This window comes from Burkholderia sp. 9777_1386 (genome assembly GCF_015712265.1).
Classification (GTDB): Bacteria; Pseudomonadota; Gammaproteobacteria; order Burkholderiales; family Burkholderiaceae; genus Burkholderia; species Burkholderia cenocepacia.
In genome coordinates, this window is the sequence record NZ_JACCQB010000015.1 from 107059 (window position 1) to 131435 (window position 24377).

A 24377-nucleotide genomic window follows, 5' to 3' on the forward strand; every position below is an offset into this window, starting at 1 on the left:
TCGTCACGCCGGGTCGGGCACCTCGATCGCGAGCAGCGCCGAACTGACCGACTTGCCGTGCGCGTCGAGCGCGAGCGAGCGCGTCACGCCGCCGCCGAGCGCATCGCGCAGCACGAAGTTGAACGCGCCGAGCGCCGGCAGTTCGTAGCGCACGACGTCGCCGTGCACGATGCCCGCGAGCCATGCCTTCACCGTTTCCGCATCCACATGCATGCGCAGATGGTCGTAATGACGCGGATCGCGGCAGATGACCGACACGTTCAGCGTATTGCCCTTGTCGCCGGTGCGCGCATGCGCGAGTTCACGCAGTTGCATCAGGCCTCCACGAATGAAAACGACGGCGTCACGGCCGCACGCGGCAGCAGCACCGACTGCACGGCGATCACCTCGCGCGTCGACTTGAACGCGCCGCCGCCGCCGGCCGGTCCGTTCGTATAGAGCGTCTCGACTTCGTTGCCGATCCGCGCGGCTTCGGCGGCGTTCGCCGCGCGGCCGGCCACCCGCACGCGCACCTCGGCCGGCTCGCCGCGCACGGCCGGCGTCGCGTCGCCATACAGCGCATCGACGCCGATCAGGTCGAAGCGCAGCTCGCGCGCCGCGACGCCGGTCAGCGCGAGCCGCTCTCGAACGATGTCGAGCGCCAGACGCGCCCGGGCGAGCGCGCCGGGGCCGCCGTACGAGATCTGGCCTTCGCCGATCCAGCCGTCGACATACGCGACCGACACCTTCAGCGTATCGGGCCGCGCGGTGCCGCGCCCGCCCGTCACGCGCACGCGATCGGCCGCTTCCTCGGCGACCGCCACGCGCGTGAAATCGGCCACGACGTCGGGTTGCAGATACCGTGCCGGGTCGTGAATCTCGTAGAGCAGCTGTTCCTTGCAGGTCGCCGCGCTCACGCGGCCGCCCGCATGCGGCACCTTCGTGATCACGACCGCGCCGTCGGCCGCGACCTCGCCGATCGGGAACCCGAGCCGCGCCAGATTCGGCACGTCCTTGTAGCCGGGATCGGCGAAATAGCCGCCCGTCACCTGCCCCGCGCATTCGAGCAGATGGCCGACGACGGTCGCCTGCCCGAGCCGGTCCCAGTCGTCCATCCGCCAGCCGAACGCATGGATCAGCGGCGCGGCGAACAGCGACGGATCGGCGACGCGCCCGGTCAGCACGACGTCCGCGCCGGCCGCGAGTGCGTCGACGATCGGCGCGGCGCCCAGATACGCGTTCGCGGACACGATGCGGTCGCGATACGCGGCGACTGCGTCGCCCGATTCCTCGAAGCGGAACGCCCCGCGCAGCACGACGTCGAGCACGTCGTCGCCTTCGACCGCCGCGACTTTCAGCCCCGCGATGCCGAGCGACTGCGCGATCCGCGCGGTACGCCGTGCGGCCGCGCGCGGGTTCGCCGCGCCCATGTTCGACACGATGCGCACGCGCCGGGCCGCCGCGACCGGCAGCACCGCGTGCATCCGCGCATCGAGCAGCGGATCGTAGCCGAGCGCCGGGTCGTTGCGCCGCGCCTGCTGCGCGATCGCGATCGTGCGCTCGGCCAGGCATTCGAAGACCAGGTAGTCGAGCTGCCCGTGTTCGGCCAGTTCGACCGCGGGCTCGATCCGGTCGCCCGAGTAGCCGGCGCCCGCGCCGATGCGCACGCGCCGTTCAGGTTGCTTTGCTGTCATGTCCGTACCGTCGTCCGGCGAAACGCCCGCCGGGAAGAATCAAAAGACGCCGAGCACGACGCACGCGATCGTCATCACGATCGACGCGCCGAACAACAGCGGAAACGTGAATTTCTGATGCTCGGCCAGCTCGATCCCGCACAGGCCGACGACGAGGAACGTCGCAGGCGTGAGCGGGCTGACCGGAAAGCCCGTCGTCATCTGGCCGAGCAACGCCGCCTGTCCGACCTGCACGGCCGGCACGCCGAGCTGGCCGGCCACTTCCGCGATCACGGGCAGCACGCCGAAGTAGAACGAATCGGGATCGAACAGCATGCTGAGCGGCATCGACGCGAGGCCGAGCGCCACCGGAATGTGGCCGGCCATCGACGGCGGCACGAAGCCGACCGCCGCCTGCGCCATCGCCTTCAGCATCCCGCTGCCCTGCATGATGCCGGTGAACACGCCGGCCGCGAGCAGGATGCCGGCCATCATCAGCGCGGCACGCGCATGCGCGTCGATGCGCTTTCGCTGCATGTCGACGTCGGGGTAATTCACCATCAGCGCGATGCACAGCCCGACCATGAACATGATCGCGGGCGGAATCTTCTCGCCCATCACGACCATCGTGCCGAGCACGACGAGCGTCAGCACGAGGTTGAACCAGAACAGGTGCGGCCGGCGCAACGCCTGCTCGTCGGCCGTCAGTTCGCGCTTGGGCAGCGGAATCGACGCGTCGTCGCGCGACAGGCCGAGCCGCTTCTCCTCGCGCCGCCCGAGCCAGTACGCGACGCCGAACACGAACACGAGCCCGATCGCCTGCACCGGAATCAGCGGATTGAACAGCGCCGACACCGGCAGGTGCAGCGACGCGGACGCCCGGATCATCGGCCCGGTCCACGGCAAGAAGTTGATGCCGGCGGCCATCGACACGGCGGCGGCCAGCACGCGCCGGTCCATCTTCAGCCGGTCGTACAGCGGCAGCACGGCCGGAATCGTCACGAGAAAGCAGACGGCACCCGAGCCGTCGAGGTGAATCAGCAGCGCGAGCAGCGTCGTGCCCATCACGATGCGCGTCGGCCGCGTGCCGACCGCGCGCAGGATCCGGTCGATGATCGGGTCGAGCGTGCCGGCGTCGGTGATCGTCCCGAAATAGAGGATCGCGAACACGAACATCCCGACCACGGGCGCGAGCCCCTTCAGCCCGTCGATGACGAACTTGCTGGTGTGCAGCCCGAAGCCGCCGAGCAGCGATGCGGCGATCGGCACGACGATCAGCGCGACGAGCGGCGACATCCGCTTCGACAGAATCGCGGCCAGCAGCACGACGATCGTGCCAAGCCCGAGTAACGGCAGCATCCGTGTCTCCTACCTTGTCTTTTGTTGGAGACGAGCGTAAGGTCGCCGCAGCGATAGCACAATTGAAATGATTTGATCGTAGCAATCACGAATCGTTATGGATCTGAATCTCCGCGACATTCGCGCGTTCGTCACCGTCGCGCACGCCGGCAACTTCACGCGCGCCGCCGCGCGGCTGCATCTGTCGCAGCCGGCGCTGACCGTGCAGATCCGCCGGCTCGAGGACATCGTCGGCGCGCGCCTGTTCGACCGCAACAGCCGCAGCGTCGCGCTCACGCAGACCGGGCGCGAGTTGCTGCCGCTGTTGCAGCGCTCGCTCGACGACATGGAACGCGTGCTGCGCGATGCGCGCGCGCTTGGCGAAGGCACGAGCGGCACGGTGCGGCTCGCGTGCCTGCCGACCTTCGCGTCCAGCGTGCTGCCGGAGTTGATCCAGTCGTTCCGGCGCGACGTGCCGCGCGCGGGCTTCGAGATCCGCGACGGCGTCGCGAGCCTCGTCACCGCGCTGGTGCGCAACGGGGAAGCCGATCTCGGGCTGACCGGCGGCGATACGTTCGATGCGTCGCTGGAGGTGCTGTATGCGGGCGCCGACCGGCTCGTCGCCGTGTGCCCGAAAAATCATCCGCTCGCGCGCAAGCGCCGCGTCGCCACCGCCGACGTCGCCGGCGTGCCGCTCGTGCTCACCGCGCAGGGCACGAGCGTGCGCAGCGTCGTCGATGCCGCGCTGCAAGCGGCCGGCTGCACGCCCGACATCGCGTGCGAGCCGACCTACATGATGACGGCCGTCGCGATGGTGCGCGGCGGCCTCGGCGTGACGATCCTGCCCGCGACCGCCCGCGAGGTGCGCGCCGAACCCGACCTGGTCGCGAAGCCGATCGACGATCCGGCGTTCGTGCGGCCGATCGCGCTCGTCGCGAAGCGCGGGCGCACACTGCCGCGTGTCGCGCAGGCGTTCGCCGACCTCATGCTGGCGGAATTGAAAAAGCGCACGTAAGCCGCGCGCCCCGACGCAGGAAAGGTCGTCGTTCGGCGCTTACTGCGCGTCCGGATCGACGTGCAGCGATTCGCCGATCGCATAGAAATTGCCGCCCGCGATGTAGTGCAGGCTGCGCAGCGCGGGATCGGCCGATTCGAAATACCAGTGGCCGTCGCGAAACACGCGCGTGTCGGACCACGCAGCCACCACCTCGCCGATGAACAGGTCGTAGGTCTGCTGGTTGTGCGGCTCCGGAATCAGCCTGCATGCGAGCCAGCCCGAGCAGCCGGCGACGAACGGCAGGTCGTGGCCGTCGACGTCGAACAGCGTGACGCCCGCTTCGCGCAGCTTGTCGGGGCGCTCCGCGAGGCTGTGGCTGCCGACCGCATGCGTGAGTTGCAGTTGCGCGGCTGTCGGCACCTGGATCACGAACGTGCCGCTGCGTTCGACGAGCTCGCGCGTCTTCGCGGATTTGTCGAGCACGACCGTCAGCTTCGGCGGCAGGAAGTCCAGCGCGCACGCCCAGGCGGCGGCCATCACGTTGTCGACGCCGTCGTGGCGGGCCGACACGAGCACGGTCGGGCCGTGATTGAGGAGACGGTAGGCCTTGTTCAGCGCCACCGGCGCGATGTGACTGTCCATACGGGTTCCTTGGAAAACGATGCGCACGGACCCATACCGTGCGGCGCGGTGCCGGCCGTCGCATCTGCGCGCGGCCGGGCCGAAGGCCGCATTCTCGCACCCAACGTCAATCGGCGCTGGCGCCGCCGCCGGTCACTTCGCGAACAACTGCCCGATGTCGCGAAACGCCTTGAATTCGAGTGCATTGCCGCACGGATCGAACAGGAACATCGTCGCCTGTTCGCCGACCTGCCCCTGGAACCGCACGTACGGCTCGATCACGAACGTCACGCCGAACCCGCGCAGCCGCTCGGCCAGCGCTTCCCAGCTCGGCCAGTCGAGCACGATCCCGAAATGCGGCACCGGCACGTCGTGGCCGTCGACCGCATTCGTATGCGCGCCTTCCTGCGACGCCGTTTTCGGATGCTCGTGAATCACGAGCTGATGCCCGTAAAAGTTGAAATCGACCCACTGCGCACTCGAGCGCCCCTCTTCCAGCCCGAACACGCGGCCGTAGAAATCGCGCGCGGCCGGCAGGTCGTAGACCGGAATCGCCAGGTGAAACGGGGAAAGACTCATGATGGCCTCGTGAAGAAACGCTCGCGTGGCGCGAGGACGGCATCATGGTAGACAAGGCCGAGCAAAAATTAAATCAATATATAGTTTTGCGATTCACAAATGGAATCGATGAATGATCCGCGAACTGAAAACCCTCGTCGCCGTCGCCCGGGAAGGCACCTTCGCCGCGGCCGGCAATCGTATCGGGCTCACGCAGGCGGCCGTCAGCGCGCAGATGCAGCGCCTCGAGGCCGAGCTCGGCTTCGCGCTGTTCGACCGGCAAGGGCGCTCGGCGCGGCTCAACGAGCGCGGCCATCACGTGCTCGACCAGGCGCAGGCGCTGATCGGCCTGTACGAGAACCTCAGCTCGAACGCACCCGGCTCGCCGGCCGCCGTGCGCGTGACGATCGGCGCGATCGCGTCGGTGCAGAGCGCGCTGCTGCCGGCCGCGCTGGCCGACTTCCATCGCCGGCACCCCGCGTGCCGCACGCGCGTGATCCCGGGGCTGTCGATCGAGCTGGTCAACCGGGTCGACGCGGGCGAGCTCGACATGGCCGCGATCATCCGCCCGCCGTTCGCGCTGCAGAGCGACCTGCACTGGACGACGCTCGTGCAGGAACCGTTCCGGCTGATCGTGCCGCGCGGCGTGAAGGGCAAGGACTGGGCCGCGCTGCTCGCGAACGAGCCGTTCGTGCGCTACGACCGCGCGTCGTTCGGCGGTCGCCAGGTCGACCGCTTTCTGCGCAAGATGCACATCGCGGTGCGCGACACCTGCGAACTCGACGAGCTCGACGCGATCGTCAAGCTGGTCGAGCACGGCGTCGGCGTCGCGATCGTGCCGCAAACCGCCGTGTATCGCCGCTGGCCGGCCGGCGTGCGCGCGATCGACCTCGGGCATCACACGTTCCATCGCGACATCGGGCTCGTGCATCGCGCGCGGCGCACGATCTCGGAACCCGCGCAAACGCTCGCGCAACTGATCGAGGCGGCATCGCGGCGGCGCGCGCCGCGGCCGGCCGCGTGATCGACACGTGGCGGCTCAGCGCCGCCCAGCCGCCCAGTCCACCGCCGCGTCGAACAGCGCGACGCCGGCCGGCGACAGGTTCGTGAACGTGTCGTTGTCGAGAAAGAACATCACGCGACGCGCCGGCGCGAGCGTTTCGTAGTCCATCGTCGCGCCCTTCTCGTACGCGAAGATCGCGGCCTTGTCGGGCTGCCCGTACACGGTCGCGATCGTGATCGCGCCGAGCCCCGGCTTGCCCCAGCTCATCGGCGCCTGCTTGCCGTACGCGTTCGTCGCGCCGGCCGGCAGCCCGGCCGCGATCGGATGCGGTGCATTGACGAGCCACAGGTAGCGCTCCTTGCCCGTTTCGCCGAAGTCCACGTCGTGCCGCTTGCCCGTCATCGCGAGATCGTCGAGCAGGTCGTTTTCCCACGTCACGAGCGGCTTGTCGAGCGTGCGCCAGCCGGGCCGCACGTTCTTCGACGAGACCGTCGACGAGATCACGACCAGATCGGCGTCGCGCGCCGCATCGGGCGTGGCCGCCTCGTCGATCAGGCGCACCGTGTAACCGCGTTCGCCGAGATGTTGGCCGATGCGTTCGTCGACTTTGAGGTTCGGGCCGTGCAGTTGCACGAGCATCGCGACGCGCGTCACGGCCGGCGGCGCATCGGCGGCGAATGCGGGCGCCGATACGCCGGCGGCGAGGCCCGCGCCCAGCGCGAGCACCGAGCCCGCAATCGCGCGCAACAAGCGGCGGCGCGCGCCGTTCTTCATCTTCAGCTTCATCTGAATCTTCTCCGAAGCCGCGCGCCGACGTCACGGCCGCGCGGCGATTGCATGGTCAGAACTGCAGCGTGGTCAGCAGCGACACCTGGCGCGCGTCGCCGACCGCGACGAAATAGCGGTTCGCGCTCGATGGGTAGTACGTGCGGTTGAACAGGTTCTTCACGTTGAGCTGGAACGACAGCTTCTGCTTGCCGATCCGCGTGTCGTAGGTCGCGAACGCATCGGCGAGCACGTACGACGGCAGCGTGAAGCTGTTCGCCGAATCGCCGGGGCGCGCACCTACGTAGCGCACGTCCGCGCCGAGGCGCAGGTCGTCGCCGCCCGCCACCGTGCCGAAGTCGTAGACCGCCGCGAACGACGCGGTGTGACGCGCGACGTTCCACAGCTGATTGCCCGCGTACAGCGGATCCTCGGTCGTCTTCGCGTCGATGTACGCGTAGCTCGCGATCACGTTCACGCGTTCGCCGAGCTTGCCGGAGACGTCGAGCTCGACGCCGCGCGAGCGCGCCTTGCCCGACGTGCGCCAGTCGGTCAGCTTCGTCGCGTCGTTGTACTGCGACACCAGCACGTTCTTCTTGTCGATGTTGAACAGCGCGAGCGTGCCGGTCATCCCGCCGGCCAAGTCGAGCTTGCCGCCCACTTCCCACGCGGTCGCTTCCTCGGGCGGCGTCGCGCCGTCGATGATGTAGCCCGTCATCGGCGCGATCGACGACGACGGCTTCAGCGACTGCGAATAGCTGCCGTACAGCGAGAACGAATCGGTCCACTTGTAGACGACGCCCGCGCGCGGCAGCCACTTCGAGCCGCTGAGATCGGTGTTCGCGGTAAATGGCCGGCCGCGCCCCGCGACCTGGTTGTACGTGATGTAGCGGATGCCGCCCGACACGATCCACTTGTCGGTCAGGTGGATGGTGTCCTGGAAGAATGCGGACGCATCGTGCAGCGTGTCGGTCTGGTCGCTGTCGCTCGCGGACACCGTGCTCGACGGCGGCAGCAGCCCGTACACCGGGTCGACATAGCTGAACGGCGTCTTCACGGCCTGGCGCAGCATGTCCTTGCGATAGATGCGGCGGTATTCGGTATCGAAGCCGACCTGCATGTCGTGCCGCATCCCCGCGAGCGACAGCTTGCCGATCACGTAGCCGATCCCGTAGCTGTCGGTGCTGAGCGACCCGTGCGTCGCATCGTTGCTGCGCGTCATCGTGCCCTTCACCGGATCGACGCCGGTCGTGCGCAACTGGTTCGCATCGTAGGTCTCGCGGTTGTAGCTGTAGCCGACATGCGCGCTCCAGTCCGCGTTGAACTGGTGATCGACGCTCAGTTGCGCGAGATGCGATTCGCCGTCCATGTTGTTGAACGGCTCGTCTATGCGCCGCCGCGCGGGAATGTCGAGCGGCGCATTGGTGCGCGGATCGAGCGCGGTGCCGCGATCGAACGGCGAATGGAACTTGCGGTACTGGTACGACACCGCGACCTGCGTATCGCGGCCGTACCACGCGAGCGACGGCGCGACGAAGGTCTGCCGGTACTCGCCGAAGTTGCGCCAGTACTGCTCGTTCGACTGGTCGACGATCAGCCGGTACGCGAGCCGCGAATCGCCGACCGGCCCGGTCGAGTCGAAGGTCGCGCTGCCGCCGTTCTTGCCGTGCCCGAACGTCGATGCGCCGAGCGAGATCGCGTTGTAGCGCGTGAGCTGCGGCTGCTTGCTGACGACGTTGACGACGCCGCCCGGGTCCATCAGCCCGTACAGCAGCGACGTCGGCCCCTTCAGCACCTCGACGCTGTCGGTCGCCGCGTTGAACGCGCGGCCCTGCACGAGCGGCATGCCGTTCTGCATGATCGAGCCGTCGCGGTTGCCGCCGAAGCCGCGTTTCATGATCGTGTCCTGCGTGCCCGCGAGCGTGTTGCCCTGCGTGATGCCGCTCACGTTGCCGAGCGCGTCGTCGAGATTGCGCGGCCGCTGGTCGCGCAGCACCTGCGCGGGCACGATGTTGACGGCCTGCGCGGTGTCGAGCAGCGGAATGTCCGAGCGCAGTACGCCGGCCTCCTTCGGCGCGCGATAGCTTTCGGCGCGCAATGCACTGGAGCGCACGTTGATCGTCGGCAACTCGGCGGCCGGCGCGGCGCCGGCCGCGACAGGCCCGGCCGCCGAACCGTCGGCGCGCATCAGCGTGTAGCCGCCGCCCGGTTGGCGCAGCGCGACGAGCCCCGTGCCGGCCAGCAGGCGATCGAACGCGCCGTCGACGTCGAACCGGCCGTGCACGCCGCCGCTCGTCAGGCCCGCCGTCAGCTCGGCCGGAAACGCGAGCAGGATGCCCGCGTCGCGGCCGAACCGGTTCAGCACCGCTTCGAGCGGGCCGGCCGGAATGTCGAACGCGCGGCGCGACGCGCGCTGCGCCGCGGTCGCCGCATCGGCGTCGGTGTCGGCCAGCGCGGGCAGCGGCAGCAGTGCCGACAGCAGGACCGCGCCGGCGAGCCGGCGGGCAAGACGGCCCGGCGCGGCCGGGCGCGACGCGCGCGGCAGATGACGGGCGGGCGCCGGACGGCGCCGATACGTGAGACGGATGGAAGCCATGATCGGAGAGTCGGTGGACGATGGGCCAGTGCTGCTTTCATGACCCATGTCACGCGAACATCGAGAAACAGCTCAGGTCGGCGAAAAAAATTTCCGGCGCGCTCACGAACGGGCCGGCACGACGGTCGCCCAGTAACGCGTCAGGTAGTGGACGTCGATCGGCAGCGTCGCCGCCAGCGTATCGAGCACGCGCTGCGGATCGTCGAGCGGATAGGTGCCCGACACGCGCAGCTCGGCCACGGCCGGATCGCAGCGCAGGCTGCCGCGGCGATGGCGGTCGAGCTCGGCGACGAGATCGGCCAGCCGCATGCGCGACGCGACGAGCATGCCGTTCGTCCATGCGGCGGCATACGGATCGAGCGGCGCCGGCGCGTCGATCGCATCGCGCGTGAAATCCGCGCCCTCCCCGGCCGCGATCACGCGCATGCCGGCCGACGCATCGACCGGCTGCACCTGGACGGCGCCGGCGAACACCTCGACGCGCGTCGCGCCGTCGCGCTGCCGCACCGCGAAGCGCGTGCCGAGCGGCCGCAGCTCGCCTTGCGCGGTCACGACGACGAGCGGCCGCGCGGGCAGACGATCGTCGTGGCCGCTGGTCACCATGACCGTGCCGCGCAGCAGGCGCAGGCGGCGCGCCGCATCGTCGAAGCGCACGTCGAGCGCCGTGTCGGTATCGAGCACGACGACCGTGCGATCCGCGAGCGTCACCGTGCGCCGCTCGCCGACCGCCGTGCGCAGGTCGGCCGGCCAGATCGCCGCGCGCCGCGCGGGTTCGGCCATCCATGCGGCGCCGCCCGCGAACAGCAGCACGGCCAGCGCCTTCGCGGCCGCGCGGCGGCCTGCCCGCTTCGGCAACAGCGCCGCGTGCGCGGCCTGCGCATCGAGCCCGGCCGCCAGCCGGCCGAACCGGCCCTGCATCGCTTCGATGTGACGCCACGCCGCGTCGTGCGCCGGATCTTCCGCGCGCCAGCGCGCGAGCGCGGCGACGAATGCGTCGTCGGTACGGCCGGATTGCCGGTCGACCCACCATTCGACCGCGCGACGTGCAACGTGCGGCGGCACCGCCGGCGCTCCCGGGGCGGCCATCGGTCAGGCCGCCATCGTGAAAAAGCACTGCGTGCCGGCCTTCACGAGATAGCGCTTCACCGTCGCGAGCGATACGCCGAGTTCGCGCGCGATCTCGGCCTGCGTGAGCCCGTCGAGCTGCGCGAGCAGGAACGCGCGCTTCGCCGCGAGCGGCAGGCCGTCGAGCAGCCGGTCGATCTCGAGCAGCGTCTCGACGACGACGGCCCGCTCTTCCGGCGACGGCGCCACTGCTTCCGGGCGCTGCGCGAGCACGTCGAGATACGCGCGCTCGATCTGCTCGCGCCGCCAGTGGTTGCTCAGCACCCGCTGCGCGACGGTCGTCAGGAACGCGCGCGGCTCGTCGGCGCCGATCGGCTCGTCGCGCGCGAGCAAGCGTACGAACGTGTCATGCGCGAGGTCGGCGGCGCGGTGCGCGCACCCGAGCTTGCGACTCAGCCAGCCGCGCAACCACGCGTGGTGGTCGGCATAGAGGGCGTCGATTTCTCGATGGAGGGACAGCTTGTCAGCGGACATGGCCGGGTTCCGGGGTGCGCGAGCATCAACCACTTTGTAAATGAGAATGATTATTATATACAAAAGTGAGATAGCGACCCCGGTTTCGGCACGAGGGTGACGCCGACGCCGCGACGCCTGGCGCAACCGCGATACCGCCGCCGGATGCGAACCGCCCGTTCGGTTATCACATTCGCTCCGGCCGGGCCAACTCGATTCGTTAAATAGTAATTTGACGGATCGATAACAATATCGGGATTGCGGTAAATCGCCCGACAATCACGCCGAATTATCACGGCACACGCAAAATGCAATGAAAAACCGATGGAATGACAACCCATTGATACGCGTCTATCAATAATGCAAATCCCTCAATGGTGAATTTCCAGGAACGTCCCTGTCTGCATCAGACCACAACGAAGAATTTCATTTTTGCCGTTTTAGTGCGGCTCTGTAGTCTCCTGCCATTCCGGATCACGAACCCACACCAATGCGCCAAGGAGATGACATGAAACGCACGACCCTCTCGCTGATTTCGCTCGCGTCGTTCGCGGCGATGCCCGTCGCGCATGCGCAGTCGAGTGTCACGCTGTACGGCGTGATCGACACGTCGATCACCTATGTGAACCATGAACAAGGCAAGGACAACGCGTGGATGCTCGGTAACAGCAGCGCGGGCAACCTCGCCGGCAGCCGCTGGGGCGTGAAAGGCACCGAGGATCTCGGCGGCGGGCTGAAGGCGCTGTTCCAGCTGGAGAACGGCTTCGATCCGAGCAACGGCCGGCAGGGTCAGGGCGGCCGCCTGTTCGGCCGGCAAGCGTTCGTCGGCCTGACGAGCGACCGCTACGGCACGCTCACGTTCGGCCGCCAGTACGACCCGCTCGTCGATCTCGTGCAGGGCATCACCGCCGACAACTATCTGGGCAGCGTGTTCGCGACGCCGGGCGACGTCGACAACTACGACAACAGCTTCCGCGTCGACAACGCGGTGAAGTACACGTCGGCCGTCTATTCGGGCCTGCAGTTCTCGGCGATGTATTCGTTCGGCGGCATCGCCGGCAGCACCGGCGCCGCGCAGTCGTACTCGGCCGCCGTGTCGTACAACAACGGGCCGTTCAGCGTCGCCGGCGGCTACTTCCACGCGACCAACAGCCCCGCGTCGGGCGGCCTGCGCACCGGCTGGACCAGCTCGTCGGACGGCACGTTCGACGGCCCGATCAACAACGGCTACGCGAGCGCGCACTCGATCGGCATCGGCCGCATCGCGGGCCAGTACGTCGCCGGCCCGTTCACGTTCGGCCTCGGCTACAGCAACGCGCAGTACCGCCGCGACGCCAGCTCGGTGTTCGGCTCGAACGAGCACTACAACACGGGGCAAGGCTTCGTGAACTACCAGGCGACGAATGCGCTGCTCGTCGGCGTCGGTTACAGCTACACGCGCTCGGGCGGCGACACGTCGGCAACCTATCACCAGGTCTCGGCCGGCGCCGACTACAGCCTGTCGAAGCGCACCGACGTCTACCTGACCGCCGCGTACCAGCACGCCAGCGGCCAGACCGGCGACGGCAAGGGCGGCTCGATGGCCGCGCAGGCGTCGATCGGTTCGTACGGCTATGCGGGCACGAGCTCGCAAACGATGGTCAACCTCGGCCTGCGTCACCGCTTCTGATCGCGCATCGCGATACCGGGAAATGGCTGGCCGCGCGCCGCGCGGCCGGTCGACTTCGGATTTCTCAGACGGCGGCTTCGGCCGCCGATTTTTTGTCGCTTTCTTTCGCTTCGGTGAACGGCCGACAAGCGATTTTCCCTTTCGCTCGCTCGATCTCCGGTTTCATCGCGCGAGTGACGTAATACGTCAGGTTTGGGACGCCACCATTGCAACGCTATTTGCGCAAATGCCGGCCGTTTTTACCGATCACGCATCGCCGCGGGCCGTGATCCGGCGCGATAAAAATGCGCGGCGAACGCGCCGGCAAATGCAAAGGAAAGTTTGACGCGAGCCATTTGCCCGCCCGCTATGGCACACTTCGCGTCTGCGTAATTTCCTTGCACCGGGCGGCCGGATTCCGCCCCAACCTGCCATGCCGCGTCATACTACTCGCCCGCTCAGCCGCGACACGCTGACCCTCGCCTCGACGATCGCGCTGTCGTGCGCGCTCTGCGGCGTCGCGCGGGCCGATTGCCTGGACGACGCGGCCGCGTTCCAGCACGTGAGCGTCAGCCTGATGCGCGGCATCGCGCAAGTCGAATCGGGGATGAATCCGAACGCGGTGAACACGAATACCAACGGCACGGTCGACATCGGGCTGATGCAGATCAACAGCACGTGGCTGCCGACGCTGGCGCGCGAAGGCATCACGCGGGAAAGCCTGTTCGATGCGTGCACGAACGCGTACGTCGGCGCGTGGATCCTGTCGCAGAACATCCGCCAGCTCGGCCCCAACTGGAACGCGATCGGCGCGTACAACTCCGCGTCGCCCGACAAGCGCCTCGCGTATGCGCGCAAGGTCTATGATGCAATCCGGACCATGCCGGATTCGCCGGATACTCCCATGCCCATCCTGCCACCGTCCTTTACGCCGCCGCAACAGGCGCAGACATACAACCCGTTCGCGAGCCTGAGCGTGTCGGCGCCGCCCGTCACGCGTGCGCGCACCGTATCGCCGGCCCCGCCGCCCCCGCCGCAGGGCGGCCCCGCCGGTCCGGCCGGCACGTACAACTTCGGCTGGACGGTCACCGGCGCCGACCAGGCCAAGCCGACCCAGGTGTTCGACGACGGCGCGCGAATCTACGTGCAGTTCAGCGACATGAAGCACGTGCCGGCGATCTTCACCGAGACGTCGGCCGGGCGCGTGCTGATGTCGTGGGAGCTGCAGTTTCCGTATGCCGTCGTGACGCGTCCCGCGCAAACGTTAATCTTCCAGCTCGGGCCGTTCGAAGCGCGCGCGCAGCGCGGCGCGGCAGCCGCGGGCATGACCGCGCAGGCCGGAACGGCGGGTGCGGCGACAGCCGGCGCATCGGCCTCGGCATCGGCATCGGCATCGAAGAAGTCGGCCGGTACGGCGGCGAATACGACGACGAACGCGGCAGCCAATACGGCCGCGAAACGCACGGCCTCGGCCGATGCGCTGTGGTACGTGAATACGCCGTCGACGTCGGGCACCGCGACGGCGTCGCCATCGACCGCGAATGTTCCGGCCACGCTGCCGACGGCCGTCACGTCGAACACGCCGCCGCCCGCGCCGGCCCAAGCACCGGCCGCGGCCGCGCAGCCGTCGCGTGTCAGTGCGGATGCGCTGTGGTACATCTCGAAGTAACGCGCGGGCCCGGCTGCCTGTAGGCAGCCGGCGTCGGCGAGCGGCGGACTGCCGGACGATCGGGCCTATCGAACGGCCGTCGTGCCGGACGGTGCCGATACGGTCGATACCAGCGACTGATACATGTCTGCGACGCGGTCCAGGAACGACTTGTCGGGTGCGGTCGCGATTTTCTGCATCGCCCTCGTGTTCAGGTAGTTCTTGATCGACACGAGGTGACTCCACACCGCCTCGACATCGCTCTCGGCCATGCTGTCGTGCACGTGCTTCACGAACAGCGGATACATCGCCTCCACCTGGGGCAGGCGCTCGCCCGGATTGTTCCAGAGCCAGAACAGCGCCTGCGCCTGCGGATCGGTGTTGAATATCGATGGTGGCAACTCGCCGCCGAGCTGCTTCATTGCCTGCTTGCCATCGAACCCATATCCCGGGCGCGTACCGTGCTGCTTCTGGAAATCGATCTCGCGCACCAGCTTCTCGTAACGTCCGTACGCTAGCGGATTGGCCGCGCCGCCGAGCCAGCCCGGCTTGCGCTGCGCCGCGGCCGCGCGATTCTCGGCCTGGTCGTACCACATGCGCAGCCACTGGATATACACGACCATGTGGCCCTTGAGTTCGCCCTGGATGTCCTTCGGCAGATCGGTCACGACGATCGGGCGCGGCGGCGCCGGATCGGGCACGCGGCAACCGTCCGTCATGTCAGGCACGGGCTTCGGATTGAGGAAATCGAGCGGCCCGATCGACGGCTTGAGCGTCGCCGACGGATAGCCGACACCTGTGCCCAGCGGCGTGAGCGGCGGAATCTCGCGTGTCGTCGCCACGAGCTTCTTGACTGCCAGCCGGTAGTCGAGCTGGAAATTCTGGATCTCGGGCGGCGCGACGATCTGCTGATACAGCGCACCGTCCTCGTTGGCCAGCGCGGTCAGGCTGGGCATCGGAATGCCGGCGCCGTACGCGCGGTGGTACATCATCTCGAGCGGCACGCGCGCCAGCTTGTCGGAAATGCCGTCCTCGCCTTCGATCGCGCCGCCGCCCACGTCCACCTGCGCGCCGGGAAACAAGCGCTCCTGCCGCCGACCGCGCATGTCGGACGGGTCGACGCCGAGCATCGTCAGCGGCTTGTACACGCGCAGTTCGTGGGCGGCCGCGTAGTGCACGCATTTCTCGATGTCCGGCGACAGGATCAGATCCGACGACACCGCGTTGCTCAGCGGGATGTAGCCCGTCAGCAGGTTGTCGTCGAAGCGGTTCGTCACGCAATCGAACAGCCCCATGAACTTGATCTTGACCGAAACGCCATCGTATTTCCCCCCCTTGGCCACCTCGTCGAGCAATTGCCTGGCAAAGGCGAGCGCAAGGCCGCCGCCCATGTCGTAGCCGAAGATCGCGACATGGATCTTGTTCACCGTGCCGGCCTGCTTCGCGCCGGCCACCGCCGCCTTGAAATCCTCTACCGCCGCCTTCAGGCGCGTATCCACGCCCGTATTGAATAGCGCGGCGCCCAGCTTCGTATCGCGCGTGAGCTGGAACGACTCGGCCGCCGCGCCCAGCGATTCCTTGCCGACCTCCTTCAGCACGGTTTTCGGAATCCGGTATGGATACTTGACGACGTCGCGCCAGAAGCCCTTCCATTCGTGCCGCAGATAGCGCAGCGCACGATTCTTTTCCGACCCGGGCCGCTCGATCGCGCGCTCGATCCGCTTGCGTGCGTCGCCCAAGCCGTCTTTCGTCTTGCCGACCAGCGTGTCGAACGTGTCGCTCACGCGATTTCCGAACGTAGGATCACTGATCTTTCCACTCTGCTTCCACGCGTCCTCGGCGGCCTTCTGCGCCTTTTCCTTGACCTTGTCGACCGTCTGCTCCTTGAGCTTGTCGCGAGCTTTCTCGCTGACCGTATCCGTCGCCTTGTCCTTCAGGACCTCGCGCAGCACACCGGCCTCGGGGTCGAAATTCGCGCCAAGTCCCGGATAGTAGAAGCGCCGCATGTTCTTGTTCTTCTTGTCGTACGCGGCGTTGAACAGCTTCAGGATATTGGTTCGCGGACCGTCCTTCTCGCCGAAGCCGAATCCGTCGAAATAGAAGCTGACCCACAGCATGTGTTCGCATGCGGGACACATTTGCTCGGCCTCCGCCTTGACGCGGTCCGTCTCTGCGGAGACGGCGTCCTTCTTCAGATTGATTTCGGCCATGGCACTTACTTCTCCTGCGTCGGCTTGAGTTCGGGCGCGTTCATGTCGTCGACCCACTGCAGCTCGGCCGTGCCGTTCTTGCGGAAATACACACGCAGATAGCGCGACGTCGGCGATTCCGGCTGTGGAATGGTCACGTCGATCGTCTTGCGCTCGGGCTGGATGCCGCGCTGAATGTCGTCCAGCGGCTGCGCAAATTCCCAGAACAGCTTCACCTTCTGCCCCGGCGTTACCTTGCAACCGCAGGCAAAGCCGCCGCCGCCGCCGAATGCCTCGCCGTCCTCGCGCGCCGACGGATTGCCGAAGCATCCCGACTTGTGCTCGTTGTCGAGCCAGAATTCGTGGAGCTTGCGCCCGTACTCGTTGTACCCGGTGACGCACACGTTATGCGGCTCCGCCGATACGTCGACACCGTGCTTGCTGCATGCGGCAAGCACGCCAAGCCCGACCAGCGCCACAACGTGCATCCCTGCTCTGAATTTCATCGATACCCTCACAAACTTGCGTCGTTGTTGCCTGCATCCGGCGATGGCGGACCGAACCGGTTGCGCGCGTCGTCCCCGCGATAGAACCCGTTCATCGCAATGGTGATGAACGCGCCTCCGACCGGGATCGCATGAAGAAGCGTCCACCATCCGGACTTGCCGATGTCGTGCCAGCGCCGCACCGACACCGCGACGAGCATCCAGATCATCACGATCGCGAATGCCCAGCCGACGACATCGGCGAACGTCGCGATACGTTGCGCTGCAGGCAGGCCGGCGAGCACGTCGAGCACGGAGCCCGCAATCAGCCACGGCACGGTCACGCCCCACCACTCGATGCGCCCGGCCCGGCCGCGGAACGAAAACAGGGCGGCCACGTTCATTGCCGCGCCTCCTGTTTCGTCTCGGCATTCGCGGCATCGATCTCGATCAGGCGATCGAGCAATGCGTCGCACAACGCGTCGTGATCATGCCGATACGCAGCAATGCACTCGGCAACGACGCGCTCGTCGTCGAGCTCCACGTGGCCGACCATCGCCAGTGTCGCACCGATCCGGTAGGCAAGGCGGTCGTCACCCAATCCCTGCGCATCCAGCACGCCGATCAGACGACGCATGCGCGCGTAAGTATCGAACGGATCCGCGTCGACGGGGATCCGGCCGTTGCGTCGCAATTCGGCGAGCACGGCGTCCGGCCGGCTGCCGCGCCGCAAAGCGTCGAGCTCGCGCGCATCCACGCATGCGTAGAAGATTCGTTCGTGCCGGCGCGGATGTCGCACCGTACCGACGGTGCCATCGCGACGCACCCAGGTCCATGACACGCACGGCGACAACAGCGCCTGATAACGCGACTCGGACAGCGCGCCCGCCAGTGTCTGAAACACCGCCGCGTCGTAGAACCGCAGCAGTCCGTCGCGATCGTCGGGCAGCGTCACGCGCGTCCTGACGCCGAGTTTCGGCACGAGTTCATCGAGCGGATAGACGCTGACCAGCGACAGAAACGCGAACGGCCGCCGCGCGAGCTGCCGTTCGAGCAACGCCGGCACGTGCGGTGCACGATAGTCGCACACCAGCGCACAGACCTCCGGATTGCTCGCCTCGGGCTGGCCAGCCAGCACGTTGTGAACCTGTCCCGCCGCAATCAACTCGCGCCAGGGCGCCGCGTTGATCGGCAACTGCGACGCATCGGCCAACAGGTAGCGATGGGCATCCGGAAACGCTGCATGCTCGGCGGCCGCCGTCGTTTCCCATGTCTGGAGCAGCGCAGTCATCGTCGTCACCCGCGCGTGGCGATCGCTTCGTGGCGATGCGCGAGATCCCGCATGCATTCGACACATGCGGGCTTGTTCATCGACGGCAACTGGACGTTCGCGGATCGCGGGCCAGTCAGCGTGTGCTGGGCCGCATGGAACGTCGCTTTGCCCGGCGCGCCGATCACGATGTCGTTGCCTTCCATCTTCAGGAACGCGTTGGCCGCCGTCAGCAGCAGCCGCTTCGGCGACTGCAGCGCGACACTTGCCTTCGCGCTCGATACAGTCACCGCACGCTGCGCACTGGCGTCGAGCGTGCCGCCGTTCTGCGCCTGCACGGTGACGGCGCCCGTCGCAGCATGAAGCGCGATCCCGGCGGCCGGCACGGGACGGCTGCCGCCCGGGGTGCCGTGCGTGTACAGCGCAATGCCTTCCTTCGCGACGATGCTCGACTTGCCCTGGACCGTGACCTGCACGTCGCGTCCGGCGCTCAGTACGGTTTGCGTGCCCGACGTCCACACGTGGCTTTGCGCCGTCAGCGCGGCGACGCCGGCCGCGCCGTGCGCGACGAGATGCGGATGCTGCCACGCAACCGCACCGCCGCCGGCACCGCCCGCGCCACTGCCTTCGCGCGTTGCGCCGAGCGACACCTGGCTTTGCTGCAGGCCCTCGATCGCCACGAGCGGCGATGTCGTGTCGCCGACAGACGCGACACCATCGGGCTGCGCCGTGCTCGCGCCCGGCTCCGCACCCTGCTTGCGCGCGAATTTCGCGAGCCCCTGCAGCATCTCGCGTTGCTGCGCGAGCACCTGGCTCGCTGCACTCGCGTCCATCTGGTTCACGCCGGGCGCCGTGCTGATCAACAAGCCGGCGCCGGCGCGCAGCGCGGCGGCTGCCTGCGTCGACAGTTCGGCGCCGTAGCCGCGATCGGCCAGACGCCGGTTGTCCTGCACCTGCTTGATGTGCCCGAGCGTCAGGCCGCTGCCGTGATCGGTCGTATAAAGGCGCGCACTCGACTGCCCAGCCGTATCGTCAAGCATGAATTGTCGCGAGCCACCCGCGCCGGTCTGACTCGCATTCAGGTCCTGCGTCTTGAACCCGGTCAGCACGGCTGCGTGGTCGTTGCCGGCAAACCAGGCCGCCGCATTGGCCGTGCTGCCGCTCGGGCCGCCCGCCAGCGCATTGTGCTGCGCGTCCGCGTTGCCTTGCCCGTTGTACAGCGCGGCGACAGCGACCGGCCGGTCGGGCTGGCCTTCCAGCCATTCGGTCCAGACTTCCTGACCGACGCGCGGCACGCTCACCCCGCCCCAGTTGTCGCCGCCGATCGATGTCACCATGCGCGTCCAGGTGCCCGCGCCACGATCGGCCGGCGCGTTCGCCGCGCGCGGATGTTCGTCGCGACTCGCGGAATTCTGCCCGCGCTGCGCATGATGCTGGATCCGGATCCGGTGATCGCGTTCGGTATGAACCGGATCGCCCGCGCCGACCACGATGCTCGTCTGGGCGCCCGGCATCACCGCGACCGGATGCACGCGTGCGCCATGCCCGCTCGGCGCCAACGGCCGGTAAGCCTGGTCGAACGGCAGCGCGGCGAAGCGGTTCCGGTACACCTCGTCGCCGTCTACCAGCGCGCCGCCGGCGTGCGTCGTGGCGTCGAATGCCGCGTGCAGCGCCTGCGCGCCGCCCGGCTCGCCGGGCGCGATATCGAGTCCCGGCGGAATCGCGCCGAGCCGTTGCGCGATCGCGCCGTGCACATCGGCGCTCACGTTCGCACGCGCGTCGTGCTCGACGCGCAGGCACACGAACGCGCGCGATGGATCGAGTGACGGATGCCGCGACATCGCGAAACGCAGCCCGGGCCGCAAATCGCGACGCGTGCCGCTGCCTTCGGTTTGCAGCGCCGGCACACGCTGCGCGTCGAGTTGCTGCTGCGCGCGCTGGTCGCCGATCGCGGCGGTCTGGAACGCGTACGGGCCTGCGACATCGCGATCCTCGCCCGGCGCGACCGCACCGCTCGCACGCACACTGGACGGACGGGTCGACAGGCTTCGGTGATCCCAGCTTGCGCGTGCGATGCTGCCGATGCGCCAGCGGCGCGCATTCATGAATTGCCGAATGCCACCGCGCGGGTCGCCGTCGCTCGTCTGATGGAAGCCGATGACTTCGGGTTCAGCCGGGGCGAAACGCTGGTTCGTATCGGCCAGCACGAGCGTGTGTTTGCCCAGGTCAGTCGAGTGCGCGTCGCCCTGGTGTTCGAACCAGTAGAAGATGCCCTCTTCCGCCCACAGTCGTTCGAGAAACGCGAAATCCGATTCGCCGGCCTGTGCGGTCAGGCTGCGGTTCGCATATTTCGCCGGGTCGGCAAGCGCCCAGCGCCATGCCGGCGCGATCGCGCCACGCGCATAGTGCGCAAAGATCTGCTCGCTGATCTCGACCACGCTCGCGTTCACGAAGTTGTAGCTGTCGACGCGCTGATGCAGCAGCGCGAGCCACGGTTCGACGACGAGCCGCACACGCGCGAGCCCGCCGTTGTAGCCGACGCGTTCCGCGGCCGTCACATGGCCGTGGAACGGGCGTCGTGCGCCCTGCCCGTCCGCGACCTGCCATTCGATGAGGACCGACGCGCCGATCAGTTTGTCGAGCGGCAGGTCGGGCCGCTCGGTCAGCGCGGTGAGCTGAAACCGGAAGCCGCCGCGATCGAGCGACTCCCATCCTTGCAGGCTCTCGGCGACAAGCTTGTCCGCGCCGAGCGGCGTGGTCAGCCACAGAAACCGGTCGTGCTGCGACCAGCCGCGCAAGAATGCCTGGATGAGATCGGATTGGGTCGACATGATGTTTGGCTCGGGGTTCGCTGGGAACGGTGTTTCTGATCAAGGCTTTCGGGATGCCCGAAGCCCGCATTAACGCTCGGTCAGTTCGACGGCCGGCAGCAGGTCCATCTGCGTAAACACCTTGCCCTTCATTTCGTCGGGCGACTCAATGTTGAAGTTGGCTGTGCCTACGAACCGGTACGTGCCCGAATGAATCCGTTGCGCAGACGAACCCGGATCGAATGTGAGCGCCGTGTAGGGCACGAGGAATGTGACCTTTACCGGCACTCCTGGTTTGACTGCAATCGTCGACGCATAAGGTCGGGAAGCGGCGCTCAGATACTTCTCATCCAGCCGGACCTCGAAGCCGACGCCGGAGTCGCTAAGCCCGCCGATCTGGACGTATTGCACGGTCGGGAGGGCAAGTAGCGGCGACCAATTCTCGACACCGTCAATGACAACGTCCTGTACGCCATCATTCTCGAACACGAGGTCAACCACCAGATTTCCCGACTCGGAATGCACGGCAAACACCGGATGCAGATTGATTTCCGGCGTGCCGTGGTCAAGCAGATCCTGCGCAAGGTCATAAAGAAACGCCAGCTTGCCGCTGATTTCGTCGCTGGATCGATACTGAAGGTCGCCCTGATAACGCCTTCCATTCAGATCGAACGAATACGCGAGGACCGATCCAATATTGCGGCCCGGCACCGAGGTGATCTCGTGATTGGCCAGCATCCGCTTCACCTGATCGATCTCCGTTCGATAGTGCCCGCTGAGCTTCGCCGAGTATTTTCCGACGCCCATATACTTCGCCGGCGGCATGATGTCCAGCTCTCGTCCGCGCGAATAGTAGGCAACGCGATCGCCGTCGAACGCGAAAGCCAGTGGAGGCGATGGTGCGATCTGGCCGGGGCTGCTCCGTATTTCGAAGTAGCCTCGGCCCGCTTCTGCCAAGGCGGCTTCCGTCACGCCGAACAGAAACACCGCCGCCAGAAAATATGGCGCACGTCGCCCGATTCCGCCCGTACGGCTTCCCGCTCGACGAACAACTTTTCGCTTCCCGATCATCGGTATCGCGCGTAGCGTGCGTTCAGTCCGGATCATGTCACTCCCGCGTCAAACCGATCGACGGCACCGGGTCCGTCCACGTCAAGAACCTGCCGGACATCTCGTCCGGTTTGTCGACATTGCCCTGCATGCGCCCGACAAAATCGTAGGTGCCTGTTTCCATGCACTGAATGGGAGAGTCGCTGTCGAACGACAAAGCATCGTAGGGAACCGCGAACCCGAGCCGGGTCACGTCACCCGGCCTGACGGTGATCTCCCTGGCATAGCGGCGCGACGCGTCGATTAGATACTTGCTCCCCAGGCGGACCTTGAAGTCGGCACCTGCGCTGTTGCTTCCCCTGACTTCGACGTATTGCCGAGTCGGGATCGCAAGATTGTCCGTCCAGGTATCCGGACCATCGATGATGACCTCGTGCCGGCCCTCGTTCCGGAATTCGACTTCGACCAGCAAACGATTCGAGTCGGAACGAATCGACAACGCCGGATGAAGATTGATCTCGGGCTTTCCATGGCTCAGCAGTTCCTTCGCGAGCGAATACAACGCGATGATTTTGTCCTGTACCGGCTTTTCCGCCTGGTAGTTGAACGCACCTTCGTAGTGGTGTCCATCCATGTCGAACGAATAGGACAAAACCGGTCCCGCATTGACCGCGTCCCGGACCGCCGCATCGCGTTGGCTCAGCACGTGCCGGATTTCCGCGAGCTGCCCGGCATAGGCGTCGCTCGATTCGACCGTATATTTCCCGATGCCCAGATAGCGGCCCTGCGAACTGTGATCGAGATCCCTTCCGCGCGAATAGTAGGAAAGCGTCTTGCCGTCATCCTTGATCACCATCGTCGGCGCGGGATTGGTCTGTCCGGACCCGCTGCGGATTTCGAAATAGCCGCGCTCGTTTTTCGCAGACGCCATGTCCGTCACTCCAAGAATCAATGTCATCGCCATCAGGACCCGTGTAAAGCGCATCATTTCAGGACTTCCCACTCGATGTTGGTTTTCTTCTGGAACCAATCGCGAAATCCGTACATGTAATACTTCGGAATCTCGGGATTCGGCAGAAACATCCCCTCGCCCATCAGATTCGTCGAAGACGTACGCTGCCAATTATCCTGGAGCTGCGGCATCGCGACGTCGACGAGTTTCTGTGCATTGATATAGGCGCCGTAGACGGCCCCTTGATTCTCGAAGTACTCGTCCGGCCACCCATAGTGGTGTCCTGCCTCGTGAATAATGGCGTTTTGCGTAGCCTCACGCGTTGCCTTCTTCTTCACGGGATCCCACGTGACCTGCACCTCGCCCCAGTTCTCCGAATTTGCCCGCGCCTCCATCGGGTACAGACTGATGGTGCTGTGAAACCGTCCGGTCGTCGTGACGAATTCGATCTCCTGCTTCAACTTCACCTTGCAGGTGCAGTTCTTGCCGAGTGGGCATTTCTTCGGCTGCATGTAGTAGTGGTTTCGGTTCAGGCCGTTTTCGATCCGCCGCTTGAAACCCGCGAGATCGGCCGAACTCGCGGGCCGCTCGACCTTCTGCCAGACGACCTCGTCATCCCCCGGCCCATCGCCGTCGTACGGTATCGAAACCGGCTTACCGGTTTTCCTGTCCACCAGCAACCGGCCGTTCGTATACTCATGCTGATCCACGAGCACGACCCGAAGGCGAACCGTTGCGGTCAACGTGGCCGTTGCCGGCGTGTATTCGATGTCGTACATGCCGGTCGACCCGGAAAAGCGAAGCAGAATCGGATGCTGATCTTCGAGCACTGCACGGCCGTTCGCGTCAGTCTGATAGTAGTCGACAAGTCCCATATCCGGCCGATATTCAAGCTGCTTGAGCGGCGGCACATGAAGATTGCATGGGGCGATCGACGCGGCGGGGCCGCTCTTCGGTAGTCCCTCGAGTTCGTCCGACACCGGCACGGGAGCCGAATGTCCGAGTTGCGGCTCCCGCGACAACGTGGAGCCTGCTGAGCCAGGACCAACTGACACAGCCGGCTGAGCGGGGAGTGTCCGGGTCGAGATCGGCTGGCTCGATGCACTCTCGAACGTCTGCGCCGCGAGCGCGGCGCCACCCGCTCCCGATGCCGTCGCACCGACGATCGAACTCCCCGCACCCACCAAACTCTGTCCCTTATAAACATCTGACGCTGC

The 24377-nt window shown here is 66.7% G+C and carries 20 protein-coding genes and 1 pseudogene; 4 read left to right on the forward strand and 17 right to left on the reverse strand.

Annotated elements, in window-relative coordinates; genetic code table 11:
- Positions 1 to 3 precede the first annotated feature (3 nt).
- Genes H0X91_RS14500 through H0X91_RS14510 form a run of 3 tightly spaced genes read right to left on the reverse strand, consistent with a single transcriptional unit; the run spans position 4 to position 3011 of the window.
- On the reverse strand, positions 4 to 315 hold the full coding sequence (locus H0X91_RS14500) for an AtuA-related protein (RefSeq protein ID WP_058901356.1): 312 nt from the start codon (positions 313 to 315) through the stop codon (positions 4 to 6).
- Complete coding sequence (locus tag H0X91_RS14505) at positions 315 to 1673, reverse strand: acyclic terpene utilization AtuA family protein (RefSeq protein WP_058901355.1); 1359 nt, start codon at positions 1671 to 1673, stop codon at positions 315 to 317. The genes H0X91_RS14500 and H0X91_RS14505 overlap by 1 nt, the downstream gene beginning before the upstream one ends.
- A 39-nt stretch (positions 1674 to 1712) precedes the next feature.
- Positions 1713 to 3011, reverse strand: coding sequence for a CitMHS family transporter (locus H0X91_RS14510; RefSeq protein ID WP_006497544.1), 1299 nt, complete (start codon positions 3009 to 3011; stop codon positions 1713 to 1715).
- A 97-nt stretch (positions 3012 to 3108) separates the two neighbouring features.
- Here H0X91_RS14510 and H0X91_RS14515 point away from each other — a divergent pair, with 97 nt between their 5' ends.
- Positions 3109 to 4005, forward strand: a complete 897-nt coding sequence (locus tag H0X91_RS14515) for a LysR family transcriptional regulator (protein ID WP_062884601.1) — start codon at positions 3109 to 3111, stop codon at positions 4003 to 4005.
- 39 nt (positions 4006 to 4044) lie between these two features.
- Here H0X91_RS14515 and H0X91_RS14520 read toward each other — a convergent pair whose 3' ends face one another.
- A complete protein-coding gene (locus H0X91_RS14520) occupies positions 4045 to 4629 on the reverse strand; it encodes a flavin reductase family protein (RefSeq protein WP_006481567.1) in 585 nt (194 codons plus the stop codon).
- Positions 4630 to 4761: 132 nt separating this feature from the next.
- The gene (locus H0X91_RS14525; protein ID WP_006497547.1) at positions 4762 to 5187 is read right to left on the reverse strand and encodes a VOC family protein; all 426 of its coding nucleotides are present in this window, start codon (positions 5185 to 5187) and stop codon (positions 4762 to 4764) included.
- Between the two features lie 112 nt (positions 5188 to 5299).
- On the opposite strand from H0X91_RS14525, the gene H0X91_RS14530 reads away from it, so the two are divergent.
- Complete coding sequence (locus H0X91_RS14530; protein ID WP_196433102.1) at positions 5300 to 6190, forward strand: LysR family transcriptional regulator; 891 nt, start codon at positions 5300 to 5302, stop codon at positions 6188 to 6190.
- A gap of 15 nt (positions 6191 to 6205) precedes the next feature.
- Here the strand turns inward: H0X91_RS14530 and H0X91_RS14535 are convergent, their stop codons facing one another.
- From H0X91_RS14535 to H0X91_RS14550, 4 genes are read right to left on the reverse strand one after another with little or no spacing between them, the layout of a single operon-like run.
- A complete protein-coding gene (locus H0X91_RS14535) occupies positions 6206 to 6955 on the reverse strand; it encodes a hypothetical protein (RefSeq protein WP_006481566.1) in 750 nt (249 codons plus the stop codon).
- Positions 6956 to 7010: 55 nt separating this feature from the next.
- Entirely contained in the window at positions 7011 to 9578 is a 2568-nt protein-coding gene (locus tag H0X91_RS14540; protein ID WP_058901352.1) for a TonB-dependent siderophore receptor, read from the reverse strand.
- A 54-nt stretch (positions 9579 to 9632) separates the two neighbouring features.
- Positions 9633 to 10616 carry a FecR domain-containing protein gene (locus tag H0X91_RS14545; protein WP_048989002.1) on the reverse strand — a complete coding sequence of 328 codons (984 nt, stop codon included), beginning with the start codon at positions 10614 to 10616 and terminating at the stop codon, positions 9633 to 9635.
- A gap of 3 nt (positions 10617 to 10619) precedes the next feature.
- Positions 10620 to 11129 (reverse strand): sigma-70 family RNA polymerase sigma factor, encoded by a 510-nt coding sequence (locus tag H0X91_RS14550; protein ID WP_034200717.1) that lies wholly within the window; start codon positions 11127 to 11129, stop codon positions 10620 to 10622.
- 487 nt (positions 11130 to 11616) lie between these two features.
- Here H0X91_RS14550 and H0X91_RS14555 point away from each other — a divergent pair, with 487 nt between their 5' ends.
- On the forward strand, positions 11617 to 12777 hold the full coding sequence (locus H0X91_RS14555) for a porin (protein WP_034200718.1): 1161 nt from the start codon (positions 11617 to 11619) through the stop codon (positions 12775 to 12777).
- A gap of 412 nt (positions 12778 to 13189) precedes the next feature.
- Complete coding sequence (locus H0X91_RS14565) at positions 13190 to 14425, forward strand: lytic transglycosylase domain-containing protein (RefSeq protein ID WP_058901349.1); 1236 nt, start codon at positions 13190 to 13192, stop codon at positions 14423 to 14425.
- 65 nt (positions 14426 to 14490) lie between these two features.
- Here the strand turns inward: H0X91_RS14565 and H0X91_RS14570 are convergent, their stop codons facing one another.
- From H0X91_RS14570 to H0X91_RS14605, 8 genes and pseudogenes are all read right to left on the reverse strand, one after another.
- Positions 14491 to 16614, reverse strand: coding sequence for a phospholipase effector Tle1 domain-containing protein (locus H0X91_RS14570; RefSeq protein WP_062884605.1), 2124 nt, complete (start codon positions 16612 to 16614; stop codon positions 14491 to 14493).
- 5 nt (positions 16615 to 16619) lie between these two features.
- A complete protein-coding gene (locus H0X91_RS14575; protein ID WP_048989006.1) occupies positions 16620 to 17099 on the reverse strand; it encodes a DUF3304 domain-containing protein in 480 nt (159 codons plus the stop codon).
- 8 nt (positions 17100 to 17107) lie between these two features.
- The gene (locus H0X91_RS14580; RefSeq protein WP_058901348.1) at positions 17108 to 17482 is read right to left on the reverse strand and encodes a DUF805 domain-containing protein; all 375 of its coding nucleotides are present in this window, start codon (positions 17480 to 17482) and stop codon (positions 17108 to 17110) included.
- Positions 17479 to 18369: a DUF4123 domain-containing protein gene (locus H0X91_RS14585; RefSeq protein ID WP_206532957.1), complete on the reverse strand. Its 891-nt coding sequence runs from the start codon at positions 18367 to 18369 to the stop codon at positions 17479 to 17481. Before H0X91_RS14585 ends, H0X91_RS14580 begins: the two co-directional genes overlap by 4 nt.
- A 5-nt stretch (positions 18370 to 18374) precedes the next feature.
- Positions 18375 to 21179 carry a type VI secretion system Vgr family protein gene (locus H0X91_RS14590; RefSeq protein WP_058901346.1) on the reverse strand — a complete coding sequence of 935 codons (2805 nt, stop codon included), beginning with the start codon at positions 21177 to 21179 and terminating at the stop codon, positions 18375 to 18377.
- A 69-nt stretch (positions 21180 to 21248) separates the two neighbouring features.
- Positions 21249 to 22265: a hypothetical protein gene (locus tag H0X91_RS14595; RefSeq protein WP_230205680.1), complete on the reverse strand. Its 1017-nt coding sequence runs from the start codon at positions 22263 to 22265 to the stop codon at positions 21249 to 21251.
- A 1-nt stretch (position 22266) separates the two neighbouring features.
- Positions 22267 to 23139 (reverse strand): hypothetical protein, encoded by an 873-nt coding sequence (locus H0X91_RS14600; protein ID WP_196433103.1) that lies wholly within the window; start codon positions 23137 to 23139, stop codon positions 22267 to 22269.
- Between the two features lie 53 nt (positions 23140 to 23192).
- A pseudogene (locus tag H0X91_RS14605) lies at positions 23193 to 24377 on the reverse strand (type VI secretion system Vgr family protein); the annotation flags it as partial.

Coding starts and splice junctions, on each gene's coding strand:
- H0X91_RS14550 (WP_034200717.1), bottom strand. CDS start 11,129: ATGTCCGCTGACAAGCTGTCCCTCCATCGAGAAATCGACGCCCTCTAT.
- H0X91_RS14500 (WP_058901356.1), bottom strand. CDS start 315: ATGCAACTGCGTGAACTCGCGCATGCGCGCACCGGCGACAAGGGCAAT.
- H0X91_RS14515 (WP_062884601.1), top strand. CDS start 3,109: ATGGATCTGAATCTCCGCGACATTCGCGCGTTCGTCACCGTCGCGCAC.
- H0X91_RS14580 (WP_058901348.1), bottom strand. CDS start 17,482: ATGAACGTGGCCGCCCTGTTTTCGTTCCGCGGCCGGGCCGGGCGCATC.
- H0X91_RS14590 (WP_058901346.1), bottom strand. CDS start 21,179: ATGTCGACCCAATCCGATCTCATCCAGGCATTCTTGCGCGGCTGGTCG.
- H0X91_RS14595 (WP_230205680.1), bottom strand. CDS start 22,265: ATGATCCGGACTGAACGCACGCTACGCGCGATACCGATGATCGGGAAG.
- H0X91_RS14585 (WP_206532957.1), bottom strand. CDS start 18,369: ATGACTGCGCTGCTCCAGACATGGGAAACGACGGCGGCCGCCGAGCAT.
- H0X91_RS14565 (WP_058901349.1), top strand. CDS start 13,190: ATGCCGCGTCATACTACTCGCCCGCTCAGCCGCGACACGCTGACCCTC.
- H0X91_RS14535 (WP_006481566.1), bottom strand. CDS start 6,955: ATGAAGCTGAAGATGAAGAACGGCGCGCGCCGCCGCTTGTTGCGCGCG.
- H0X91_RS14570 (WP_062884605.1), bottom strand. CDS start 16,614: ATGGCCGAAATCAATCTGAAGAAGGACGCCGTCTCCGCAGAGACGGAC.
- H0X91_RS14575 (WP_048989006.1), bottom strand. CDS start 17,099: ATGAAATTCAGAGCAGGGATGCACGTTGTGGCGCTGGTCGGGCTTGGC.
- H0X91_RS14545 (WP_048989002.1), bottom strand. CDS start 10,616: ATGGCCGCCCCGGGAGCGCCGGCGGTGCCGCCGCACGTTGCACGTCGC.
- H0X91_RS14530 (WP_196433102.1), top strand. CDS start 5,300: ATGATCCGCGAACTGAAAACCCTCGTCGCCGTCGCCCGGGAAGGCACC.
- H0X91_RS14525 (WP_006497547.1), bottom strand. CDS start 5,187: ATGAGTCTTTCCCCGTTTCACCTGGCGATTCCGGTCTACGACCTGCCG.
- H0X91_RS14555 (WP_034200718.1), top strand. CDS start 11,617: ATGAAACGCACGACCCTCTCGCTGATTTCGCTCGCGTCGTTCGCGGCG.
- H0X91_RS14510 (WP_006497544.1), bottom strand. CDS start 3,011: ATGCTGCCGTTACTCGGGCTTGGCACGATCGTCGTGCTGCTGGCCGCG.
- H0X91_RS14520 (WP_006481567.1), bottom strand. CDS start 4,629: ATGGACAGTCACATCGCGCCGGTGGCGCTGAACAAGGCCTACCGTCTC.
- H0X91_RS14600 (WP_196433103.1), bottom strand. CDS start 23,139: ATGGCGTCTGCGAAAAACGAGCGCGGCTATTTCGAAATCCGCAGCGGG.
- H0X91_RS14540 (WP_058901352.1), bottom strand. CDS start 9,578: ATGGGTCATGAAAGCAGCACTGGCCCATCGTCCACCGACTCTCCGATC.
- H0X91_RS14505 (WP_058901355.1), bottom strand. CDS start 1,673: ATGACAGCAAAGCAACCTGAACGGCGCGTGCGCATCGGCGCGGGCGCC.